Source organism: Lysinibacillus boronitolerans JCM 21713 = 10a = NBRC 103108 (genome assembly GCF_000772935.1).
Taxonomy (GTDB): domain Bacteria; phylum Bacillota; class Bacilli; order Bacillales_A; family Planococcaceae; genus Lysinibacillus; species Lysinibacillus boronitolerans.
In genome coordinates this window covers 126,215-144,126 of record NZ_JPVR01000072.1, presented here as the reverse complement: position 1 = coordinate 144,126, position 17,912 = coordinate 126,215, and the positions used below count along the sequence as shown (strand labels likewise).

Genomic DNA, 17,912 nt, shown 5'->3' with positions numbered 1-17,912 from the left:
TTGCCATGGAATACCCGCGGAGTGAAGAGAAATACCCGCGCTTCGCCATGGAATACCCGCGAAGTGAAGGGAAATACCCGCGCTTTGCCATGATATACCCGCGGAGCGACGCCGAACATTACAGAGGAGAGTGACTATGCCAGCAAAATCAATCATGATTCAAGGAACAGCTTCCGATGTTGGAAAAAGTATGATTTGTACCGCACTATGTCGTATATTTTCAGATGATGGACTGAAGGTAGTCCCATTTAAATCACAAAATATGGCTCTTAATTCATTTGTTACGAAAGATGGCGGTGAAATCGGCCGCGCCCAAGGGGTACAGGCCGAGGCGGCTCGTGTTGTTGCAACGACTGATATGAATCCTATCCTGCTGAAACCGAAGCAAGATATGATGTCAGAGGTTATCGTTCATGGTAAACATTTTTTAAATATGGATGCCAAAAGCTACCGCAATAATTTTGTGCAAGAAGCGATGCCAATCGTAGAAAAATCAGTACGCACGCTACAAAATACATATGATGTCATTGTTCTAGAGGGAGCTGGTAGCCCAGCAGAAATTAACTTAAAGGATCGCGATATTGCTAATATGCGAATGGCTCACTTAGCAGATGCAGCGGTGGTCCTCGTTGCTGATATTGATCGTGGCGGGGTCTTTGCCTCGATTGTTGGGACACTGGCATTGTTAGATGAGGAAGAACGAGCACGTGTTAAGGGATTAATTATTAATAAATTTAGAGGCATGCGTGAGTTACTGGATGATGGTTTGGCATGGGTGGAGCGCGAAACGGGTATTCCAGTACTTGGTGTGATTCCTTATGTCGAGGTCAATATTGAAGCAGAGGATTCTCTTGCATTATCGTCACTACGTTTTAAAAAACCAAAGCCAGGCGAATTTGCTGTAGATGTAGCCATGATTCGTTTACCACGTATTTCAAACTTCACCGATATTGATCCATTTTTCGATGAGCCAGAGGTGGGTGTACGTTTAATTGGTCATGTCAATGAACTAGGTACACCCGATTTACTCATTCTGCCAGGAACGAAAAGTACAATGGATGATTTAGCTTGGCTAAAAGCACAGGGCTTCGATCAAGCCATTACACATTTACGTGAATGCGGTACTAAAATTATTGGCATTTGTGGCGGTTTCCAAATGCTTGGTGAAACATTACTTGATCCAGAAGCAGTGGAGGGGAATGGTGAATCTGCAGATGGTCTTGGGCTATTGCCGATGGAAACCATTTTTGTAGGCAATAAAAAAACGGTGCAAATGACAGGCGTAAGAGGGCAGGACACATTGACAGGCTATGAAATCCATCTAGGGCGTACAAAAATTTTACGTGATGCGGTATCACCGTTTTTACTGTTAGAGGATGGAAGAGAAGATGGTGCGGTTAGTCAAGATGAGCAAGTGATTGGCACGTATTTCCACGGCTTGTTCCATAATCGTACCTTTACCCGTCAACTTGTCAATGAAATACGAGTGAAAAAAGGGCTAGCAGCTTTACCGAGTGATGTGAAAAGTGACGCAGAACGAAGAGAAGATGCCTATAATATGTTAGCTGACCATGTACGAGCAAATCTTGATATGAAAAAAATATATGAATTATTATCGTTAGAGGTATCTATATGACGAGAAAAGGACCGTTAGCCATTAACTATGAGGCATTATGGCAGGAAGGTATGAAGGACTGGCATGGCAATATGCCTGAACGAATGGTGAATGATCAGCTAGAGGAGCAATTTTGGGCGCAATCCGTGGCACGTAAAAAAGTGGGACAAACAGATCCTTATGCTGCATTGATTTTTCAGGAGCTTCAAAAAAAGATTGAACCTCAGCATTCTGTATTAGAAATTGGTCCTGGATGGGGCAATTATACATTTCCATTAGCTGATAAAGTAAGCAAGCTTACATGTGTGGATAGCTCTGAAAGCATTTTGAATTACTTACAACAGTGTATGCCGCAGGAGGAGCACGTTTCCTATATTCATGCGAAGTGGGAAAGCTTAGAGGATGATGAGATTGAACCACATGATATCGTCCTGGGCGTGAATTGTTTTTACCGCATGTATGAAATCAAAGCAGCTTTATATCACATGAATCGGCTGGCGAAGAAGCGGGCCATCATTGGGATGACGACAGGGCCCATCCAGCCACACTATGAACAATTGTATGAAAAATATGGTTATGACATTAAATTTCCCCGCAGAGATTATATCGAGTTTTTGAATCTACTCTATGAAATGGATATTTACGCGGATTGTCAGATTATCCCGCTCGAGCGTGTCTATGAATATGAAAGCTATGAGCAGCTTGTGGCAACACAGAGTAAAAAAATCCTAACGACGAATTTTCAGCGAGCCCATGTAGAGGAATCACTGCTACCTTTTATCGAAGAAAAGGATGGACGTTATTATTATCGTCATGATTTTCATGCAGCGCTTGTGTCATGGCAACCAAAATAATTAAGAAACCTTTGGAGAAACTGTACACCAAAGGTTTTTCTTATGGGAATGGATAAGGTACAATAAAACGATATAAATAAGAAGTGAGGTGGCATATGTGCAGCTACATTTTCTAGGGACAGGCGCAGGCATGCCTTCAAAAGAACGAAATACAAGTGCTCTGATGGTAAAGCTATTAGATGAAGTGAGTGAAATGTGGCTATTTGACTGTGGGGAGGCGACACAGCATCAAATCCTTCATACGTCGTTAAAGCCACGGAAAGTGACAAAAATTTTTATTACACATTTACATGGGGATCATATTTTTGGACTTCCAGGCTTTTTAAGCTCACGTTCCTTTCAGGGTGGGGATGAGCCGCTAACGATCTTCGGGCCATCTGGCTTACAGCAGTGGATTGAACAAACATTGGCCCTATCAAAAACCCATTTAACATATCCTTTGCGCTTTGTAGAAGTACAAGAAGGCATTATTTATGAGGATGCTCATTTTACAATTCATGCTAAGGAATTGCGCCATGTTGTACCTTGCTATGGTTATCGTATTGAACAAAAGGATTTACCAGGCGAATTATTAATTGACAAAGCGCAGGCACTTGGCGTTCCAAAGGGACCTTTGCTAGGGCAATTAAAAAATGGCCACGATATTGTACTTGAAAATGGTGATGTGGTACTTGCAAAAGACGTGGTGGCACCAGCCAAAAAGGGCTTTACGTTGTCAGTTTTAGGTGATACGAAATATTGTGAAGAAGCGATCCAATTATCAATGGGTGCTGATATCATTGTCCATGAAGCGACTTTTGATGGTACAACAACAGATTTAGCAGCAAGCTATGGTCATGCAACAAATGTGGAGGCTGCAAAAGTCGCACAGCAAGCTGGTGCACACTATTTATTATTAAATCATTTAAGCGCACGTTTTCTCCCATATGACTTACCTCAATTTTTAGCTGAAGCACAGGGGATTTTTCCGAATACATTCCTAACAGCTGATCAAGCCGTCTATACATGGCAACACAATAAATTATTCTGATATAATTATAAAATAAAAAACATCTATTAGAGGAGATTCTTCTAATAGATGTTTTTAGTTTATCATCCTAAAGGTTTATAGCTAATTTTGTTTAAATATTACTGTTCACTCATGAGAAATATCCTTTTTTGCATGCCTCTACTCGTACAAAATAGTTAAATTTTTCCTATCTGATTTTCTATTTCGAAATTTTTACAAATTAATGACAATTTAAACTACTTCAAAACTTATTATTTTATATTTAATAAATAGTTAATGAAATATATGGAAGTGATATTGTATGATGAAGTGGAAATAATCGTAATTTTTAGGGGGATCTCATCATGAGAAAGTCAATGAAATGGAAAATGCTTCTGGAGATTATGGGCATTGTGGTGTTCATTATAACGGCATTTTCTATTTATATTTATCAAGCTACATATAAAAGTGCAAAAAACAATGGAGAAGCAATCGCCAACTCCATTGTCATGGGGATGGAAGGAGCGATTCAATCTAGAGAAAAAGCGGAAGAAATCATGGAAAAAGAAATGATTGCCGAATCTGTAATGGCTTCTTACATCATTGACAAAGGTGCTACATATGAGGATTTAAAGGCCATTGCTGAGCGAGGTGGCATCGATGAGATTTGGAGTACAGATGATAAAGGGAATACAACGGTGACATCAGTAGCTCCAACTGTTGATTTTAACTTTGGCGCTGATCCAAACGGACAAGCGGCAGAGTATATGCAACTCTTAGACGGTAGAGCGAAAGAAATTGTCCAAAAAGCACAGATTCGCGATGTCGATGATCAATTTTTCAAATTTGTCGGGGTAGGTAGCTGGAATCCAGCAACACCACAAATTGTACAGGTAGCTCGCCATGGACAGCAGCTACTAGACTTAGAAGCAAGTATCGGCAGTGAATCCTATATCGATCAACTGGATAACTATTTATCCTCGACCGTATTATTTGCTGCGATTGTAGATGAAAAAGGCCAAGCCATTGCCGCTACAGCAGATCAAGATTTAGCCGATATAGGTTTTGAGCCAGCCCAATTTTCAGCACAAAAGTCGACTGAATTTTCAGGGCGCTATGATGGCACACGTGTCACGCAATATGTGAAACCATTATCGAACGGTACATACTTAGCGATTATTGTATCCAATGCCGTACTATCGCATATTTTAGTAGGTACAATTGTGGCTTCGTTGATCGTAGTTTGTGTGATTTTCTTCACTACAGGTCTATCTATTTCCAAACAAGTAGCTCGTATTTTAAGCGTTCGAAATTCTTTAGAGGAAATTAGTAAAGGTGAAGCGGATTTAACGAAGCGCATTCCGATCAATGCCAAGGATGAAATTGGCCAATTAGTGACTTCATTTAATGGGATGATGGATAATTTCCAACAAATTATGTATGAATTAAAGCAAGGGGCCAATCAAATAAAAGAAGCTACCTATACCATTCAAGAAAATGCTCATGAAACACTTGAATCAGCCGCAATTATCCAAGGAGAATCAAGTCAGGTCGCTCAGGCCTCCTTTGCCCAACAGAATAATACGGCTGACAGTGCACACTCAATGGAGGAATTGGCACGCAGTATTCAATATATTTCGGAATCTATAGCAGAAATTTCTAGTATTTCGCGTAATACCGAGGAAAACGCAGATAATGGATTACAAATTATGCAGTCCTTACAAAAGCAATTAGTGACGATTCATGAGAAAACAAATTTTGCGGTGATTGGAACACAGGAACTTGAAAAATTATCTACTATGATTGGGGAATTTACCAATGTGATTACGGGGATCTCTGATCAAACGAATTTACTGGCATTGAATGCATCTATCGAAGCGGCGCGAGCAGGTGAAGCGGGGAAAGGCTTTGCGGTTGTAGCTGAAGAAGTTCGTAAATTAGCAGAAGATTCTAAGAGTGCGGCGGATAGAATTACACAGGTGGTGATAAATGTCCAAAAGGAAACAGCCAATATTGTAGCAACCATCCAAGCGACAGCAGATGTATTACATGCAGGACGTGTAATTGTACAACAAGCACAGCACTCGTTTGAAGGCATTCATAATGATGTACAGGTGTTAGCAACACAAGTGGATTTAGTATCAAGCTCCACCGAAGAAATTGCTGCAAGTACAGAGGAAGTAACAGCTACCATGGAAGATGTTTCGCTCTTGGCTAAGCAAACATCGCAAAGTGTTGATGCCGTTGCCCAAAAGGCTAAGCATCAAGCGGAAAATATGGAAAGTATGACCGCATTTATCGATCAATTGAATACAACAGCGGAAAATCTCCAACTATCAGCAGGCAAATATAAAGTATAAAAGGAAAAATATAGTACGATAAATCACTAGATTCCCGTATAATTGAAAAAAGGGGTGTGGTTTAAATGAATCAACAAAAGATGCCGCCAGCATTATTGCGATTAATCGTCATTTTTCCAAATGTGCTGAGCTATTTACTATTATTCGGTCTAATTATTTTTGTCATGACAAATTATGAAACATTAAAAGCGACAAATAATTTAACTGTGTGGATTATTTTTATTGTCGTATTAGCACCCGCTGCTGCCTACACGACTTTCAGCATCGTAAAGAAAATTCGAGCAGGGCATATGTAACTCACAAGTGTTGTTATTAGAGGATGTTCTAATAACAACACATTTTTTTTGACAAATTGGGTTTAATCCTCTATATTTTTGTTAGTCATAACTAACATTTAGAGGGCGTGTAAAATGAAAAAAGATACAAAGGATAAAATTCTTGCTGCTGCAACAAGCTTAATGACTGAAAGGGGCTACTCCAATGTCTCTGTAAAAGACATTGCTTTAACTGCTGGAGTGAGTGAAATGACTGTTTTTCGCCATTTTGAAACAAAAATGGGGATTCTACAAGCTGTACTCGATAGACATTCTTATATTCCATACTTTGAACAGTTATTTGCTCAAGATTTATCAGGAAATCTAGTGAATGACTTACAGCAAATTGCTAACGCTTATCTAGCTTTTATGGAAAAAAATAAAGCGATATTTCTCATTACTACACAAGATAGGAGTATACTATCTGGAGTAATGGATCTTATTTCGGATAACCAAACCAAACAATTACTAAAATTATTGGAAGGTTATTTTCAAGCACAAATCGAACAGGGAAAGATGAAGGATATTGATACAAATGGGCAGGCCACTGTTTTTTTAACGAGCCTTTTTGGTTTCTTTGTATCCAATGCATTATGGGATGAACATTTTTTAAAAAAACAAAAGGAAAGTTTTGTTCATCATTTAGTAGCTACTTTTGTGGGTGGAGTCTGTATTTAATGCTCCACTCTCAAAACTTTCATATATTTTTAAATAAAATGTTAGTTATAACTAACTAACAAATTAAAGGGGATTCAACATGAAGGAAAAAAGAAATGTGATAGTAGCAATTTTACTATCCGCCGCATTTGTGTCTATTCTCAACCAAACTTTATTACTCATAGCGATGCCGCCCATTATGGAAGATTTCAAGATTCATGCTAATTTAGCACAATGGCTCACGACGGTATATTTATTGACGAATGGAATACTCATACCCATTACAGCTTTTTTAATTGGTCGTTTTTCAAATCGATTGCTGCTAATCGTTGCCCTCACCTTATTTAGTATCGGTACATTTTTAGGCGCCTTTGCACCAACCTTTACAATTTTGCTTATCGCAAGAGTTATTCAAGCAGCGGGAGCAGGGGTGATTATGCCGTTAATGCAAACGATTTTATTAACGATGTATCCAAAAGAAAAGCGGGGTTCGATTATGGGGCTAGCTGGTTTAGTCACAGGTTTTGCGCCAGCAGTTGGCCCAACATTATCTGGCTGGATTTTAGAACATCTTACATGGCGGCATTTATTTTTTACTGTCCTCCCTGTTTCAGTCGTGGTATTGACAGTAGCGACGATTTTTATGAAAAATGTAACGTCTAAAAAAGAAGAGCAGTTAGACACTCTTTCTATCGTGTTCTCTTCATTAGGTTGGGGAGGCTTGTTATATGGCTTTAGTATTGCAGGAACAGCTGGTTTCCAATCCATACAGGTTGCTGTCACATTAGGGATGGGTGGGACGATGTTGGCTTTATTTATTAGGCGTCAGCTACGATTACCCAAACCCATGCTAGAATTTCGTGTCTTTCAATCTACTATGTTCTCGATCACAACCTTCCTATCAAGTTTGGTCTATGCCATTATGATTGGTACGCAAATACTATTAACTTTTTATATTCAAAACGTACGTCAACTTTCTGCACTTGAAACAGGATTAGTTTTATTAATTGGTGCTCTAGTGATGGGCTTTATGTCTCCAGTGACGGGTAAGATTTTTGATAAAGTTGGAGGGAAAGGCTTAGCAGTAGTAGGATTCACATGTATTTTCCTTGGCACAAGTCTGCTGATAACGATCTCATTGAACACGAAACTTTGGCTACTGGCAGGGCTGTTTACGATGATTTCCTTTGGAATATCAATGATTATGATGCCTCTGACAACGGCTGGCATGAATGCGTTACCTACACATTTAATGGCCCATGCAACAGCGATGAACAGTACATTGCGTATGGTTGGGGGTGCATTAGTAACGGCCTTACTTGTAACGATCATGAGTACTGTGACTACTTTACAACATGAGTTAGGAGTAGCTGATGCGATGCTAAATGGTATTCGAACTGCTTTTATCGCCACAACGATTTTAAGTAGCATTGGACTACTATTGTCTCTGTATGTAAAGAAGGAACAACCAACTCGATAACCTTCTTTTCTCATATGCATAAAAATAACCTATGTAGAGAAACTAAAAGAAGAAGAGGCTTCACAATTTAAAAAAAGAGAGGTGCTTTTTGTGAATCCAACAAATTGTGATTTTTCACCAATGAAAGAAACATTAAAAGATGAGCTTCTCCAAGTGATCCTGTCCTTACAGCACAGTGTGCAGGAAATGGATACAGATACAAATTGTCTCCTCGGTAATTTTGAGAAAATTAAAGAGAAGTTTATGACAATTGAAATGAAAGCTGCAACGTTCTATTTAAATTGTTATCTTTCCCCGTTTACTGAAAAGTATCCAGAGCTATCACACAGTGTGCAAAATATGTCTTTGAGAAGACATGGTGGTTTAATTGTCATCCAACGAAAGGATACTTTAGAGAATCTGATTCAGCCTGGTATTCATATTGGGGCAGATTTAACCCATTCTTTATTAGAGTCAATTTTCTTCCCTGGTAATCCACTTCACGATGGCGCAGTACTTGTCAATCAAAATCAAATTGAGTCAGCAGCAAATGTACTGCCATTATCAGAGCGTTATACAGGGGAAAAGAAATTAGGTACAAGACATCGTGCTGCGCTGGGATTGAGTGAAGTAAGTGATGCACTGATAATGGTTGTATCAGAAGAAACGGGTAGAATATCTTTTGCTCTTAAAGGGAATTTATATCCTGTTACAACACCTGGCATTATATAGGGAGTCTCCCTATGTGAAAAAATATCTCGAATTCAAGATATTTTTCTTGCGGAAGTGTCACTTGCGTGGTAAAGTGATAACTGAAGGGAGGATGAAGTCATGAGAAATCATACATTAGGTACCCTAACGTGGATTCGTATGATGCGTTTTACAACGCAAAGTAATCAATTATCGAATGAATTTTTAAAGCGTTTCGACTTAACGACAGCTCAATTTGATGTGTTAATCCAAATCAAAACATATGCCCCGATTACACAGTGTCAATTAGCAGAAAAAGTAACTGTAACGCAAGGTGGCATGTCTCGTATGCTTGCCCGACTAGAAAAAGAGGGACTAATCGAGCGTAAACAAAATTGGAAGACAAAAACCATTTCATTGACATCAAAAGGGGAGCAATTGATTGATGCGGCAACACCGAGTCAACTTCACTTCCAGTCTTCATTTTTTGAAGAAGTATTAACAGCTGAGGAAATAAAATCTTTATATATTGCGATGACAAAGCTTGAAAAACATAGCCGAGAAAAAAAATTGCCGCCCGTGTAATTTTTTTTGTGAAATCACTTGCTTAGTCAAGTGAAAATGATGAGGAGGAACAATTAGGATGAACAAATTAAGCGGACACCATCATATATCAATGCTAACGAAAAATGGTAAACAGAATAATCACTTCTACACAACTATTTTAGGGTTACGACGTGTGAAGAAAACGGTGAATCAAGACTCACCTTCCATGTATCACTTGTTTTATGGAGACTTAACAGGTGCAGCAGGTACAGAATTAACATTTTTTGAAATGCCTGTTGCAGGACGTACAGTGCGAGGGACGAATGCTATTACACGTATTGGCTTACTTGTACCTAGCTTCGAAAGCCTACTATATTGGAAAGAACGCTTTCAGCAGCTAGAGGTTAAACATAGCGATATCACTACTTATGCAGGTAAAGAGGCTTTATTTTTTGAAGATCATGAAGGTTTACGGATGGTATTGTTAAACCATCAAGGACAAGAAACGCCTGCTCAATGGCAACCATGGGATGGAAATGATATACCGGAGGAACATCGTATTTTAGGCATGGGAACGATTGAAATCACTGTGCGCTATTTACAAAGAACGGTCAATTTATTACAAGATTTATTTCACTATACAGTTATTGCAGAAAAGGACAAGGAAATGGTCCTACAATCGATAGAAGGGGAAGTGCATGGCGAGATTGTTGTCAAAGAATTAGAAGGACCTAGCGAGAAACCTGGTAAAGGCAGTATTCATCATCTTGCCTTACGTGTAGCAACTGTTGAAGAATTACAGCAATGGGATACCAAAATTAAGGAGCAAGGATTGGATAGTACTGGTGTGGTTGATCGTTATTATTTCCAAAGTCTATATTTTAGAGATCGTAACGGTATTTTATTTGAAATGGCGACAGATGGGCCAGGGTTTACGGTAGATTCAGCAGTCGAAGAACTTGGCAAAGAGTTAGACCTCCCGCCATTTTTAGAAGAGAGACGTTCAGAAATTGAAGCCATTTTAGAACCACTCGAATAAGGAGAGATAGCACATGATGGAAAAATATCGTATAGATCAAACAAAAGGGCTCGAATTTGGGCTGTACTCTTTAGGTGATCATATCCCTAATCCACTAACAGGCGAGCGTATTTCTGCTCAGCAGCGACTAAAAGAGCTAGTTGAGGCAAGTCAATTAGCGGAGCAAGCTGGGATTGATGTATTCGGCATAGGTGAAAGTCATCAATCTTATTTTACAACACAGGCACATACGGTCGTGTTAGGTGCTATTGCACAAGCAACTTCGACTATTAAATTGTCTAGCTCAGCAACGGTATTAAGTGTTTCAGACCCTGTACGAGTATATGAGGATTTTGCCACAATTGATTTATTATCAGATGGTCGTGCAGAAATTGTAGCGGGACGTGGCTCCCGTGTCGGTGCCTATCACTTACTAGGTGTTGATTTACAAGATTATGAAGAAATCTTTGAGGAAAAATTAGAGCTTCTTATGAAAATCAATGACGAGGAGCTTGTGACTTGGGAAGGGCAATTTAGAGCACCTCTCCACCATGCACAAATTTTACCGCAGCCAAAAAACGGCTCGTTGCCAATATGGCGTGCGGTGGGTGGACCACCTGCCAGCGCCATTAAAGCAGGATATATGGGCATTCCGATGATGCTTACAACATTAGGTGGCCCTGCTATCAACTTTAAACCATCTGTGGATGCCTATCGCGAAGCGGCAGAGCGCAAAGGCTTTGACCCAAATGAATTACCTATTGCCACAACAAGCTTGTTTTATGTAGCAGACACAACAAAAGAGGCATTGCAGGGCATGTATCCACATTTAAACGGTGGTTTCCAAGCTATTCGTGGTGGGGGCTATCCAAAGCAACAATTTGCACAAGCGCCTGATACACGTGATGCTTTAATGGTGGGCAGTAAAGAGCAAATTATTGAAAAACTACTTTATCAATACGAACTATATGGCATGCAACGCTTTATGGCACAAATCGATTTTGGTGGCGTACCATTCGAAAAATTGATGAAAAATATTGAAATCATTGGTAATGATATAATTCCAGCGATAAAAAAACACACAGCAAAATAAGGAGTGGCTCATTATGAAAATTGTCGCGCTTGCGGGTTCTATTGTCGGCTCAAAAACAAGAACAGCTACGCAAAAAATGGTCGAGATGTTACAAGAAAAATACCCACAGCATGAAGTAACATTACTAGATCTTGCTGACTATCAGCTAGTTTTTAGTGATGGACGTAATTACTTTGAATATGAAGGCGATACAAAATATGTGACGGAAACCCTTATGGCTGCAGATGCAATCGTTCTTGGGACGCCAACATTCCAAGCATCTATACCAGCTACATTAAAAAACATCTTTGACCTTTTACCTGTCAATGCCTTCCGCGATAAAGTCGTCAGTGTTATTGTTACAGCGGGTACATCCAAGCATTATTTAATGGTGGAACAGCAACTAAAGCCGATCCTTGCTTATATGAAAGCGCACATCGTACCGACCTATGTATTTATAGAAGAAAAGGATTTTTTACGAAAAGAAATTGTCAATGATGATGTCCTTTTTCGTTTAGAACGGTTAGCGGAGGATACCGTGATGGTTACAGAGGCTTTTGCAGAAATTCGAGCCAAAAAAGATGCTGAATATGATTTTTAAAGATTAATAGAAGAAACGCTGTGTAAGTAGTCTGACACAGCGTTTCTTTTTATGTCAAAGGCTAGCTATTTGACCATTCAAACCATCGTGCATGCCCATCTGGACGCGCCATTGTACGAATGGATTCTATAGTGCCTTGATCTATAAAATCTTGATGAAGTTTTGTATCAAATAAATTGTTATAGCAATGATAAAGAGGTCGCTCCAGGCTAATTTCTTTTAATTGCTCTATTAATGTATGACGTAATTCAATTGGTATTTGATTTGCGACATGTGTATGATAAATCACTAACATCGCCTCTTGCTCTATTGTTCGACTAAGCTCTTTAATCAGTTGAATCACATCCCCTTTTACCAACTGAATATCTAATTGATTGATGATGGGAAGAGCCTGATTGAATAACATTCTACGTTCATGATGTTCAGGCCAAATTAACGCTTGAAGCCATTGACTTTCTTCTTTATTACCAAGATCAATTGGGTGTAAATCGATTCCTATTCTCTGCCAAACAACAGGAGGCTTTGACAAAGAGGCAGGCAATGTTTCACCACGATTTTCTGAGATCAACACCATATCATTCTTAGTATTAGTAATCGCTACGTGTTGGTTATAGCAATAATTGTAGTGATCCATACCAAGCTGAAGACCTGCACTTGCGCCAATTTCGATGAAAGCCAATGGTTGTTGATGTTTGGCGTAGATTTCAGTCATCATTGGGTAGAGATACGCACAACGTCGAATTTCATTTGTTTGTACAAGCTTTTCTTGAAACAATGTCGTTAATTCATTTGTATGTGACAGTACAAATGCTTTAAAAATAGGGAACACCTCCTGTATTGGATGCGGGAAAGGTGTGAAAGATGCATAATAATTTGTCAAAGGATCATTGGATGTAGCTAATAAATAATGAACTGCTGCCAACAATAAATTGGGTGCAGGCTGACCCTGTGGGATCAAGGAGGCAATATCTAACAAATCTTCATCATCGGCAATTTTATTTGCTAAATGTTCATACAGCGGGCTTGAGCCTTGACATTCCTGTTGTGCAAACATCTGAAATTGACGACTTAATATCGTGTGCTGCATATGCTTCGCTCCTTTTGCATACATAATCTAGTTCATCATTAGTCTATTCTTATTGTATAATTTAGTAAATTAAATATATTTAATAAATTTAATTAAGATTATTAATCAATGAGGTGAGGTTTTGGAATATAAATGGTTACAGTCTTTTATCGTCGCAGCCCAGACCTGTAATTTTCGTACAGCAGCGGAACAACTTCATTTATCCCAGCCAAGTATAACGGTTCATATTCAGCAGTTAGAGGAATTTCTACATGTACAATTATTTAAGCGTGAAAAAAATCGTGTGCAATTAACAGACACTGGAAGGCTTTTTCAAGTAGAGGCACAGGAAATGGTCAAACAGTGGGAACTAAGCATTGAACGGATTCGATTAGCAAGTAAAGGTATTCAAGAAAAGGTTATGATTGCTATGACCCCGTTAATGGTTGAAACGATTCTACCACATGTGATCTATCAATTTATCAATGATAACCCTTCAATTGAGATCTCAATTTTAGTAGAGGATTCAGCTAAAATAGAGGATTTAGTCAATCAGGATCAAGCTCATATTGGCATTTCATTATTACCAACACGTTATCGACATTGGCATCAAGAACTGCTGATCGATAGCCCATTAGAGTTAGTAATTCCCCTTGATGCCTATGATGATGAAACAGGCACGTATATTGATTATGAGGAGTTATTTCAAACGTATACTTTATTTACGCACCATCATCCAACAATTTGGGGAGAGCTATTACGTAAATTACGAGAAAAATATGTTTTAACGAAGCAAGTATCCATTTCTCAATCCTATGTGGTGAAAAGGCTAATAAAGGATGGTTTAGGGTTGTCGTTTTTACCTCGTATGATTGTAAGAAAAGAACGCATGGAGGGCAGGTTTAATATAGTTCCTTTTGAAGATTTCCCATTACCGAGTGTACCCGTATACTTGTTTTATAAGGAATCTACACAAGTGCCAGATGGATTAGTAGATTTATTACAAACTAGAAATTATTTATAATTCACAAGATGGTCAAAAATGATAATGAAATGATGGTGTTCTGTGTAAGGGTTTTCATAGAGTTTATCGAATTGTGGTATGATCGTTTTTAGAGAGTAGGGGGGGCAATAAACATGGTATTTTCTCTTTTTAAAAAAAAGAAAGAACCACAGCAGCTAAAAAATAGAGTGGAGTTTTGTATCACTAATTTAGCACTTGGTGCGGCAGATGCGTATGATGTATTAATAGAACGGGATGATATTGAGATAGAGGAGTCTGGTTGTACATCCCATTGTGAAATCTGTGAGCAAGGTATTTTTGCCATAGTAAATGGAGAAGTTGTGACAGCAGATGACGCAGAGACATTGGTACAGGCTATTGATGAAGAATTAAAACAAAATCCACTTTTCTAATGAAAAAACAGCTTGCTGGATCACAAGCTGTTTTTTGATGGAAATGAAATTACCAACCACGAACGTATTGTACGGGAGGCTGCACGTCTTCTCCAAGCTCTTTAGCTGCATGTAGTGCCCAGTAAGGGTCTCGTAATAAAACACGCGCTAAGAATATTAAATCTGCACGATTATTTTGGAGTATCTCTTCGGCTTGAATGGCTGTGGTAATCAGACCAACTGCACCAGTAGGTAGATCGGCCCCATGCTTAATTGCTTCTGCATGTGGTACCTGATAGCCTGGAAAAACATTGATGGCTGCTGGTACAACGCCCCCTGTTGACACATCAACTAAATCAACACCCTGAGATTTCATCCAGCGGCTAAAAACAATAAAGTCATCCATTGTTGTACCATCTTCCGCATAATCTTCCGCAGAGACACGTACCAATAAAGGACCGTCCCATACACTGCGAACAGCATCGATGACTTGACGTAGAATGCGATATCGATTTTCCTGTGAGCCCCCATATTGATCTTGACGTTTATTCGTAGCAGGTGATAAAAACTCGCTAATTAAATAGCCATGTGCGCCATGAATTTCTAGTACATCAAAGCCAGCCTTTGCGGCACGAATAGCTGCTTGTTTAAATGCCTCGATGACATAGTGAATGTCCTCTTCTGTCATTTCTGTTGGGGTTTTATAGTCTGAACTAAAGGCAATAGCTGATGGAGCAAAAATTTCGCCATCTACTGTTGCTTTGCGACCAGCATGTGCAAGCTGGATGCCTGTTTTAGCGCCGTACGCTTTCATCCCCTCAACTAATTGACTTAATCCTTCGATATGTGCATCATCCCAAATCCCTAAATCCTTATTTGAGATACGACCTTCTGGTACAACACCAGTAGCCTCTAAAATGATTAAGCCTACTTGACCAGCTGCACGTGTTGCATAATGGACGAAATGAAAGGGTGTTACCATGCCATCGTCTTGTGCTGAGTACATGCACATAGGGGCCATCACAACACGGTTTTTTAAGGTGATAGATTGCAATGTATAGGGTTCGAATAATTTACTCAAAATAAAGCCTCCTAATTCCTAGTGATACACTCTATTTTGCACATAATGCTACCCATTTGCAAGTGAACGAGATCGTGCCTCGGCTTCTTTAATACAGGCTTCGATGGCTTCATTAAATTGATATTGCTCTAATGCCTGTATGCCTGCCTCCGTCGTGCCACCAGGACTTGTCACCTTTTTGCGTAAGACATCTGGTTCATCTAATGACTGCTTGAGCATCTCAGCTGTCCCCGCAAGTGTTTGAGTCATCAGTAAGCGCACCGTATCTTTCGATAAGCCTACCTTCGTCCCTACTCGTTCAAAAGCTTCCATTAAATAATAGATATAAGCAGGGCCGCTACCTGAAAGGGCTGTGACAGCATGTAACTGATCCTCATCGACTTCAATAACGGAGCCAACAGCCTCTAATAACTGGAGGAAAAGGATACGCTGGTCTGTAGCTACCTCGTTATTGAATGCAATGCCACTTGCTGACATACCGATTGTAGCGGAAGTATTTGGCATTACCCTTGCTACTGGCCGACTCCCTAAAAATTCTGTAATCGTATCAATCGCAATGCCAGCTAAAATAGATAATACAGCCGTGTGCGCTGTAAGTTTAGGCTTTAAATCACACATAGCAGCAATAGCATCTTTCGGCTTCATTGCTAAAATAACCAGATCTGCCTGTTGAAAAATCGCATGATCAAACACACAATGTACACCATATGTTTCATGCAAGAAATGTAAGCGTTCTTTGTCAGAGCGATTGGTGACATAAATTTCCTGTGGTGTAAACACCTTTTGTTTAATCCAGCCTTGCATCAATGCTTCCGCCATTGAGCCTGCACCGATAAATAAAATTTTTTTCATGAACAATACCTCCAGTTCAAAATAAAAAAGCGCTCTCGTCCTTATCTAGAAGGACGAAAACGCTCTCGTTTCCGCGGTACCACCTTTGTTTGCCAATTGTTGGCACAACTCTTAGCCCTCTTATCGCAAGGGGAACGGTTATGTTTGCATAACTGCTCAGAAGTAGGTTCGGTAATGGGAGCGGGTGATGTTACTCTCAGCAAATGTAACACTCTCTAACACCTTCACCAGTTACGTACTCGTCTTCTTCAACGCACATAAATAATTAGATTATTCAAAATTATAGTGAGGAATAGGCAACCTGTCAACAGGAGGATGACGAAAACAGAAAAAACTTGTAAAATAGAATGAATCAGTATTCACAAGTGCGTGAAAAGGGGGAAACAACTTTGTCTATATACAAAATAGAAATACCAACACCCTATGCAGTAGGAGATGTCAATGCATTTATTGTAAAAGGCGATGCACTTAGCATTTTTGATGTTGGTCCAAAAACAATGGAAGCCTATGATGCTTTAAAATGGGGGATTCGAGCAGCAGGCTTTGACATGCATGATATTGAACAGGTTGTGTTAACCCATCATCATCCAGATCATGCGGGATGGGTCGATGCTTTTCCACATGCAGAAATTTTAGGACATGCCTATAATGACAAATGGCTTCGTCACGATGAAGACTTTTTACGCTATCATGAACAATTTTACAGTGAACGTTTATTGGAGCATGGAGTACCACAAGAATATATTACAAAAAGTGTCCATGTTCGTCGTGAATTGGAGCTTGTAGGGGAACGACCATTAACGCAAATTTTGGCAGATGGAGATGAAGTGCCTGGGCATCCAGGATTAAAGGCAATCGAAACATTAGGTCACGCACAAAGTCATTTCATTTTTTGGGATGAAAAAACTCATCATGTGATTGGTGGAGATTTATTGCTTGAAAAAATAACGCCCAATCCATTAATAGAGCCACCATTGGATCGTACTGTAGGACGTACAAAATCTTTACTACAATATAATGCATCCCTAGAAATTCTACGTCAATTACCTGTCAAAATGATGCACACAGGGCATGGAGCAGAGCTAGAGGATATTCCGTCGTTAATTGATAAACGATTAGAGCGACAGCACCAACAATCAATGAAGGTTTTTGAATTGTTAGGCGATGATCAATTAACAGTTGTCCAAGTAACAAAACGCTTGTATCCGGCTATCTTCCAGCATCAGCTTGGTTTAACTTTATCTAAAACACTTGGTCATTTAGATTATCTAGAGGCCAATGAGTATATTACGTCAACGAAGACAGAAGCAGGTATCTATTTATTTCAAAGGAAGTAGGTTTATA

At 39.4% G+C, this 17,912-nt stretch carries 18 protein-coding genes and 1 other annotated feature; of the genes, 15 read left to right on the top strand and 3 right to left on the bottom strand.

The features are described 5' to 3' along the window. The first annotated feature begins 136 nt into the window (after positions 1-136). The 12 genes from CD31_RS10405 to CD31_RS10350 all read left to right on the top strand — a co-directional run bounded on the left by CD31_RS10405 (position 137) and on the right by CD31_RS10350 (position 12,174). Positions 137-1,636: a cobyric acid synthase gene (locus CD31_RS10405; protein ID WP_036077419.1), complete on the top strand. Its 1,500-nt coding sequence runs from the start codon at positions 137-139 to the stop codon at positions 1,634-1,636. Then, entirely contained in the window at positions 1,633-2,469 is an 837-nt protein-coding gene (locus CD31_RS10400) for a class I SAM-dependent methyltransferase (RefSeq protein WP_036077416.1), read from the top strand. Before CD31_RS10405 ends, CD31_RS10400 begins: the two co-directional genes overlap by 4 nt. Before the next feature lie 97 nt (positions 2,470-2,566). After that, positions 2,567-3,499 (top strand): ribonuclease Z, encoded by a 933-nt coding sequence (rnz, locus tag CD31_RS10395; protein ID WP_036077413.1) that lies wholly within the window; start codon positions 2,567-2,569, stop codon positions 3,497-3,499. A gap of 323 nt (positions 3,500-3,822) precedes the next feature. Further along, positions 3,823-5,817: a methyl-accepting chemotaxis protein gene (locus CD31_RS10390; protein WP_036077410.1), complete on the top strand. Its 1,995-nt coding sequence runs from the start codon at positions 3,823-3,825 to the stop codon at positions 5,815-5,817. A gap of 65 nt (positions 5,818-5,882) precedes the next feature. Continuing rightward, complete coding sequence (locus CD31_RS10385) at positions 5,883-6,113, top strand: hypothetical protein (protein WP_009370265.1); 231 nt, start codon at positions 5,883-5,885, stop codon at positions 6,111-6,113. 114 nt (positions 6,114-6,227) lie between these two features. After that, a complete protein-coding gene (locus CD31_RS10380) occupies positions 6,228-6,809 on the top strand; it encodes a TetR/AcrR family transcriptional regulator (protein WP_036077407.1) in 582 nt (193 codons plus the stop codon). A 79-nt stretch (positions 6,810-6,888) separates the two neighbouring features. Continuing rightward, positions 6,889-8,268, top strand: a complete 1,380-nt coding sequence (locus CD31_RS10375) for an MDR family MFS transporter (RefSeq protein ID WP_016993128.1) — start codon at positions 6,889-6,891, stop codon at positions 8,266-8,268. 90 nt (positions 8,269-8,358) lie between these two features. Next, positions 8,359-8,979 carry a sporulation-specific diadenylate cyclase CdaS gene (gene cdaS / locus CD31_RS10370; RefSeq protein ID WP_036077405.1) on the top strand — a complete coding sequence of 207 codons (621 nt, stop codon included), beginning with the start codon at positions 8,359-8,361 and terminating at the stop codon, positions 8,977-8,979. A 99-nt stretch (positions 8,980-9,078) separates the two neighbouring features. Then, entirely contained in the window at positions 9,079-9,522 is a 444-nt protein-coding gene (locus CD31_RS10365) for a MarR family winged helix-turn-helix transcriptional regulator (protein ID WP_036077403.1), read from the top strand. Positions 9,523-9,580: 58 nt separating this feature from the next. Next, positions 9,581-10,522, top strand: coding sequence for a ring-cleaving dioxygenase (locus tag CD31_RS10360; RefSeq protein WP_036077401.1), 942 nt, complete (start codon positions 9,581-9,583; stop codon positions 10,520-10,522). A gap of 16 nt (positions 10,523-10,538) precedes the next feature. Next, the gene (locus tag CD31_RS10355; RefSeq protein ID WP_036077471.1) at positions 10,539-11,594 is read left to right on the top strand and encodes an LLM class flavin-dependent oxidoreductase; all 1,056 of its coding nucleotides are present in this window, start codon (positions 10,539-10,541) and stop codon (positions 11,592-11,594) included. A 13-nt stretch (positions 11,595-11,607) separates the two neighbouring features. Then, entirely contained in the window at positions 11,608-12,174 is a 567-nt protein-coding gene (locus CD31_RS10350) for an NADPH-dependent FMN reductase (RefSeq protein ID WP_036077399.1), read from the top strand. Between the two features lie 61 nt (positions 12,175-12,235). On the opposite strand, the gene CD31_RS10345 is transcribed toward CD31_RS10350, so the two are convergent. Beyond that, positions 12,236-13,261 (bottom strand): DUF2332 domain-containing protein, encoded by a 1,026-nt coding sequence (locus CD31_RS10345; RefSeq protein WP_036077396.1) that lies wholly within the window; start codon positions 13,259-13,261, stop codon positions 12,236-12,238. A gap of 121 nt (positions 13,262-13,382) precedes the next feature. Between CD31_RS10345 and CD31_RS10340 the strand changes: the two genes are divergently transcribed. Then, complete coding sequence (locus tag CD31_RS10340) at positions 13,383-14,264, top strand: LysR family transcriptional regulator (protein WP_016995068.1); 882 nt, start codon at positions 13,383-13,385, stop codon at positions 14,262-14,264. 113 nt (positions 14,265-14,377) lie between these two features. Further along, on the top strand, positions 14,378-14,656 hold the full coding sequence (locus tag CD31_RS10335) for a YuzB family protein (protein ID WP_081977492.1): 279 nt from the start codon (positions 14,378-14,380) through the stop codon (positions 14,654-14,656). Positions 14,657-14,705: 49 nt separating this feature from the next. Here CD31_RS10335 and namA read toward each other — a convergent pair whose 3' ends face one another. Continuing rightward, complete coding sequence (gene namA / locus CD31_RS10330) at positions 14,706-15,716, bottom strand: NADPH dehydrogenase NamA (protein ID WP_052125366.1); 1,011 nt, start codon at positions 15,714-15,716, stop codon at positions 14,706-14,708. 48 nt (positions 15,717-15,764) lie between these two features. Beyond that, complete coding sequence (proC, locus tag CD31_RS10325; RefSeq protein WP_036077393.1) at positions 15,765-16,568, bottom strand: pyrroline-5-carboxylate reductase; 804 nt, start codon at positions 16,566-16,568, stop codon at positions 15,765-15,767. A 46-nt stretch (positions 16,569-16,614) separates the two neighbouring features. Beyond that, positions 16,615-16,829: a binding site (T-box leader), on the bottom strand. Between the two features lie 86 nt (positions 16,830-16,915). Here proC and CD31_RS10320 point away from each other — a divergent pair. Next, complete coding sequence (locus tag CD31_RS10320; RefSeq protein ID WP_176408510.1) at positions 16,916-17,905, top strand: MBL fold metallo-hydrolase; 990 nt, start codon at positions 16,916-16,918, stop codon at positions 17,903-17,905. Positions 17,906-17,912: the final 7 nt, after the last annotated feature.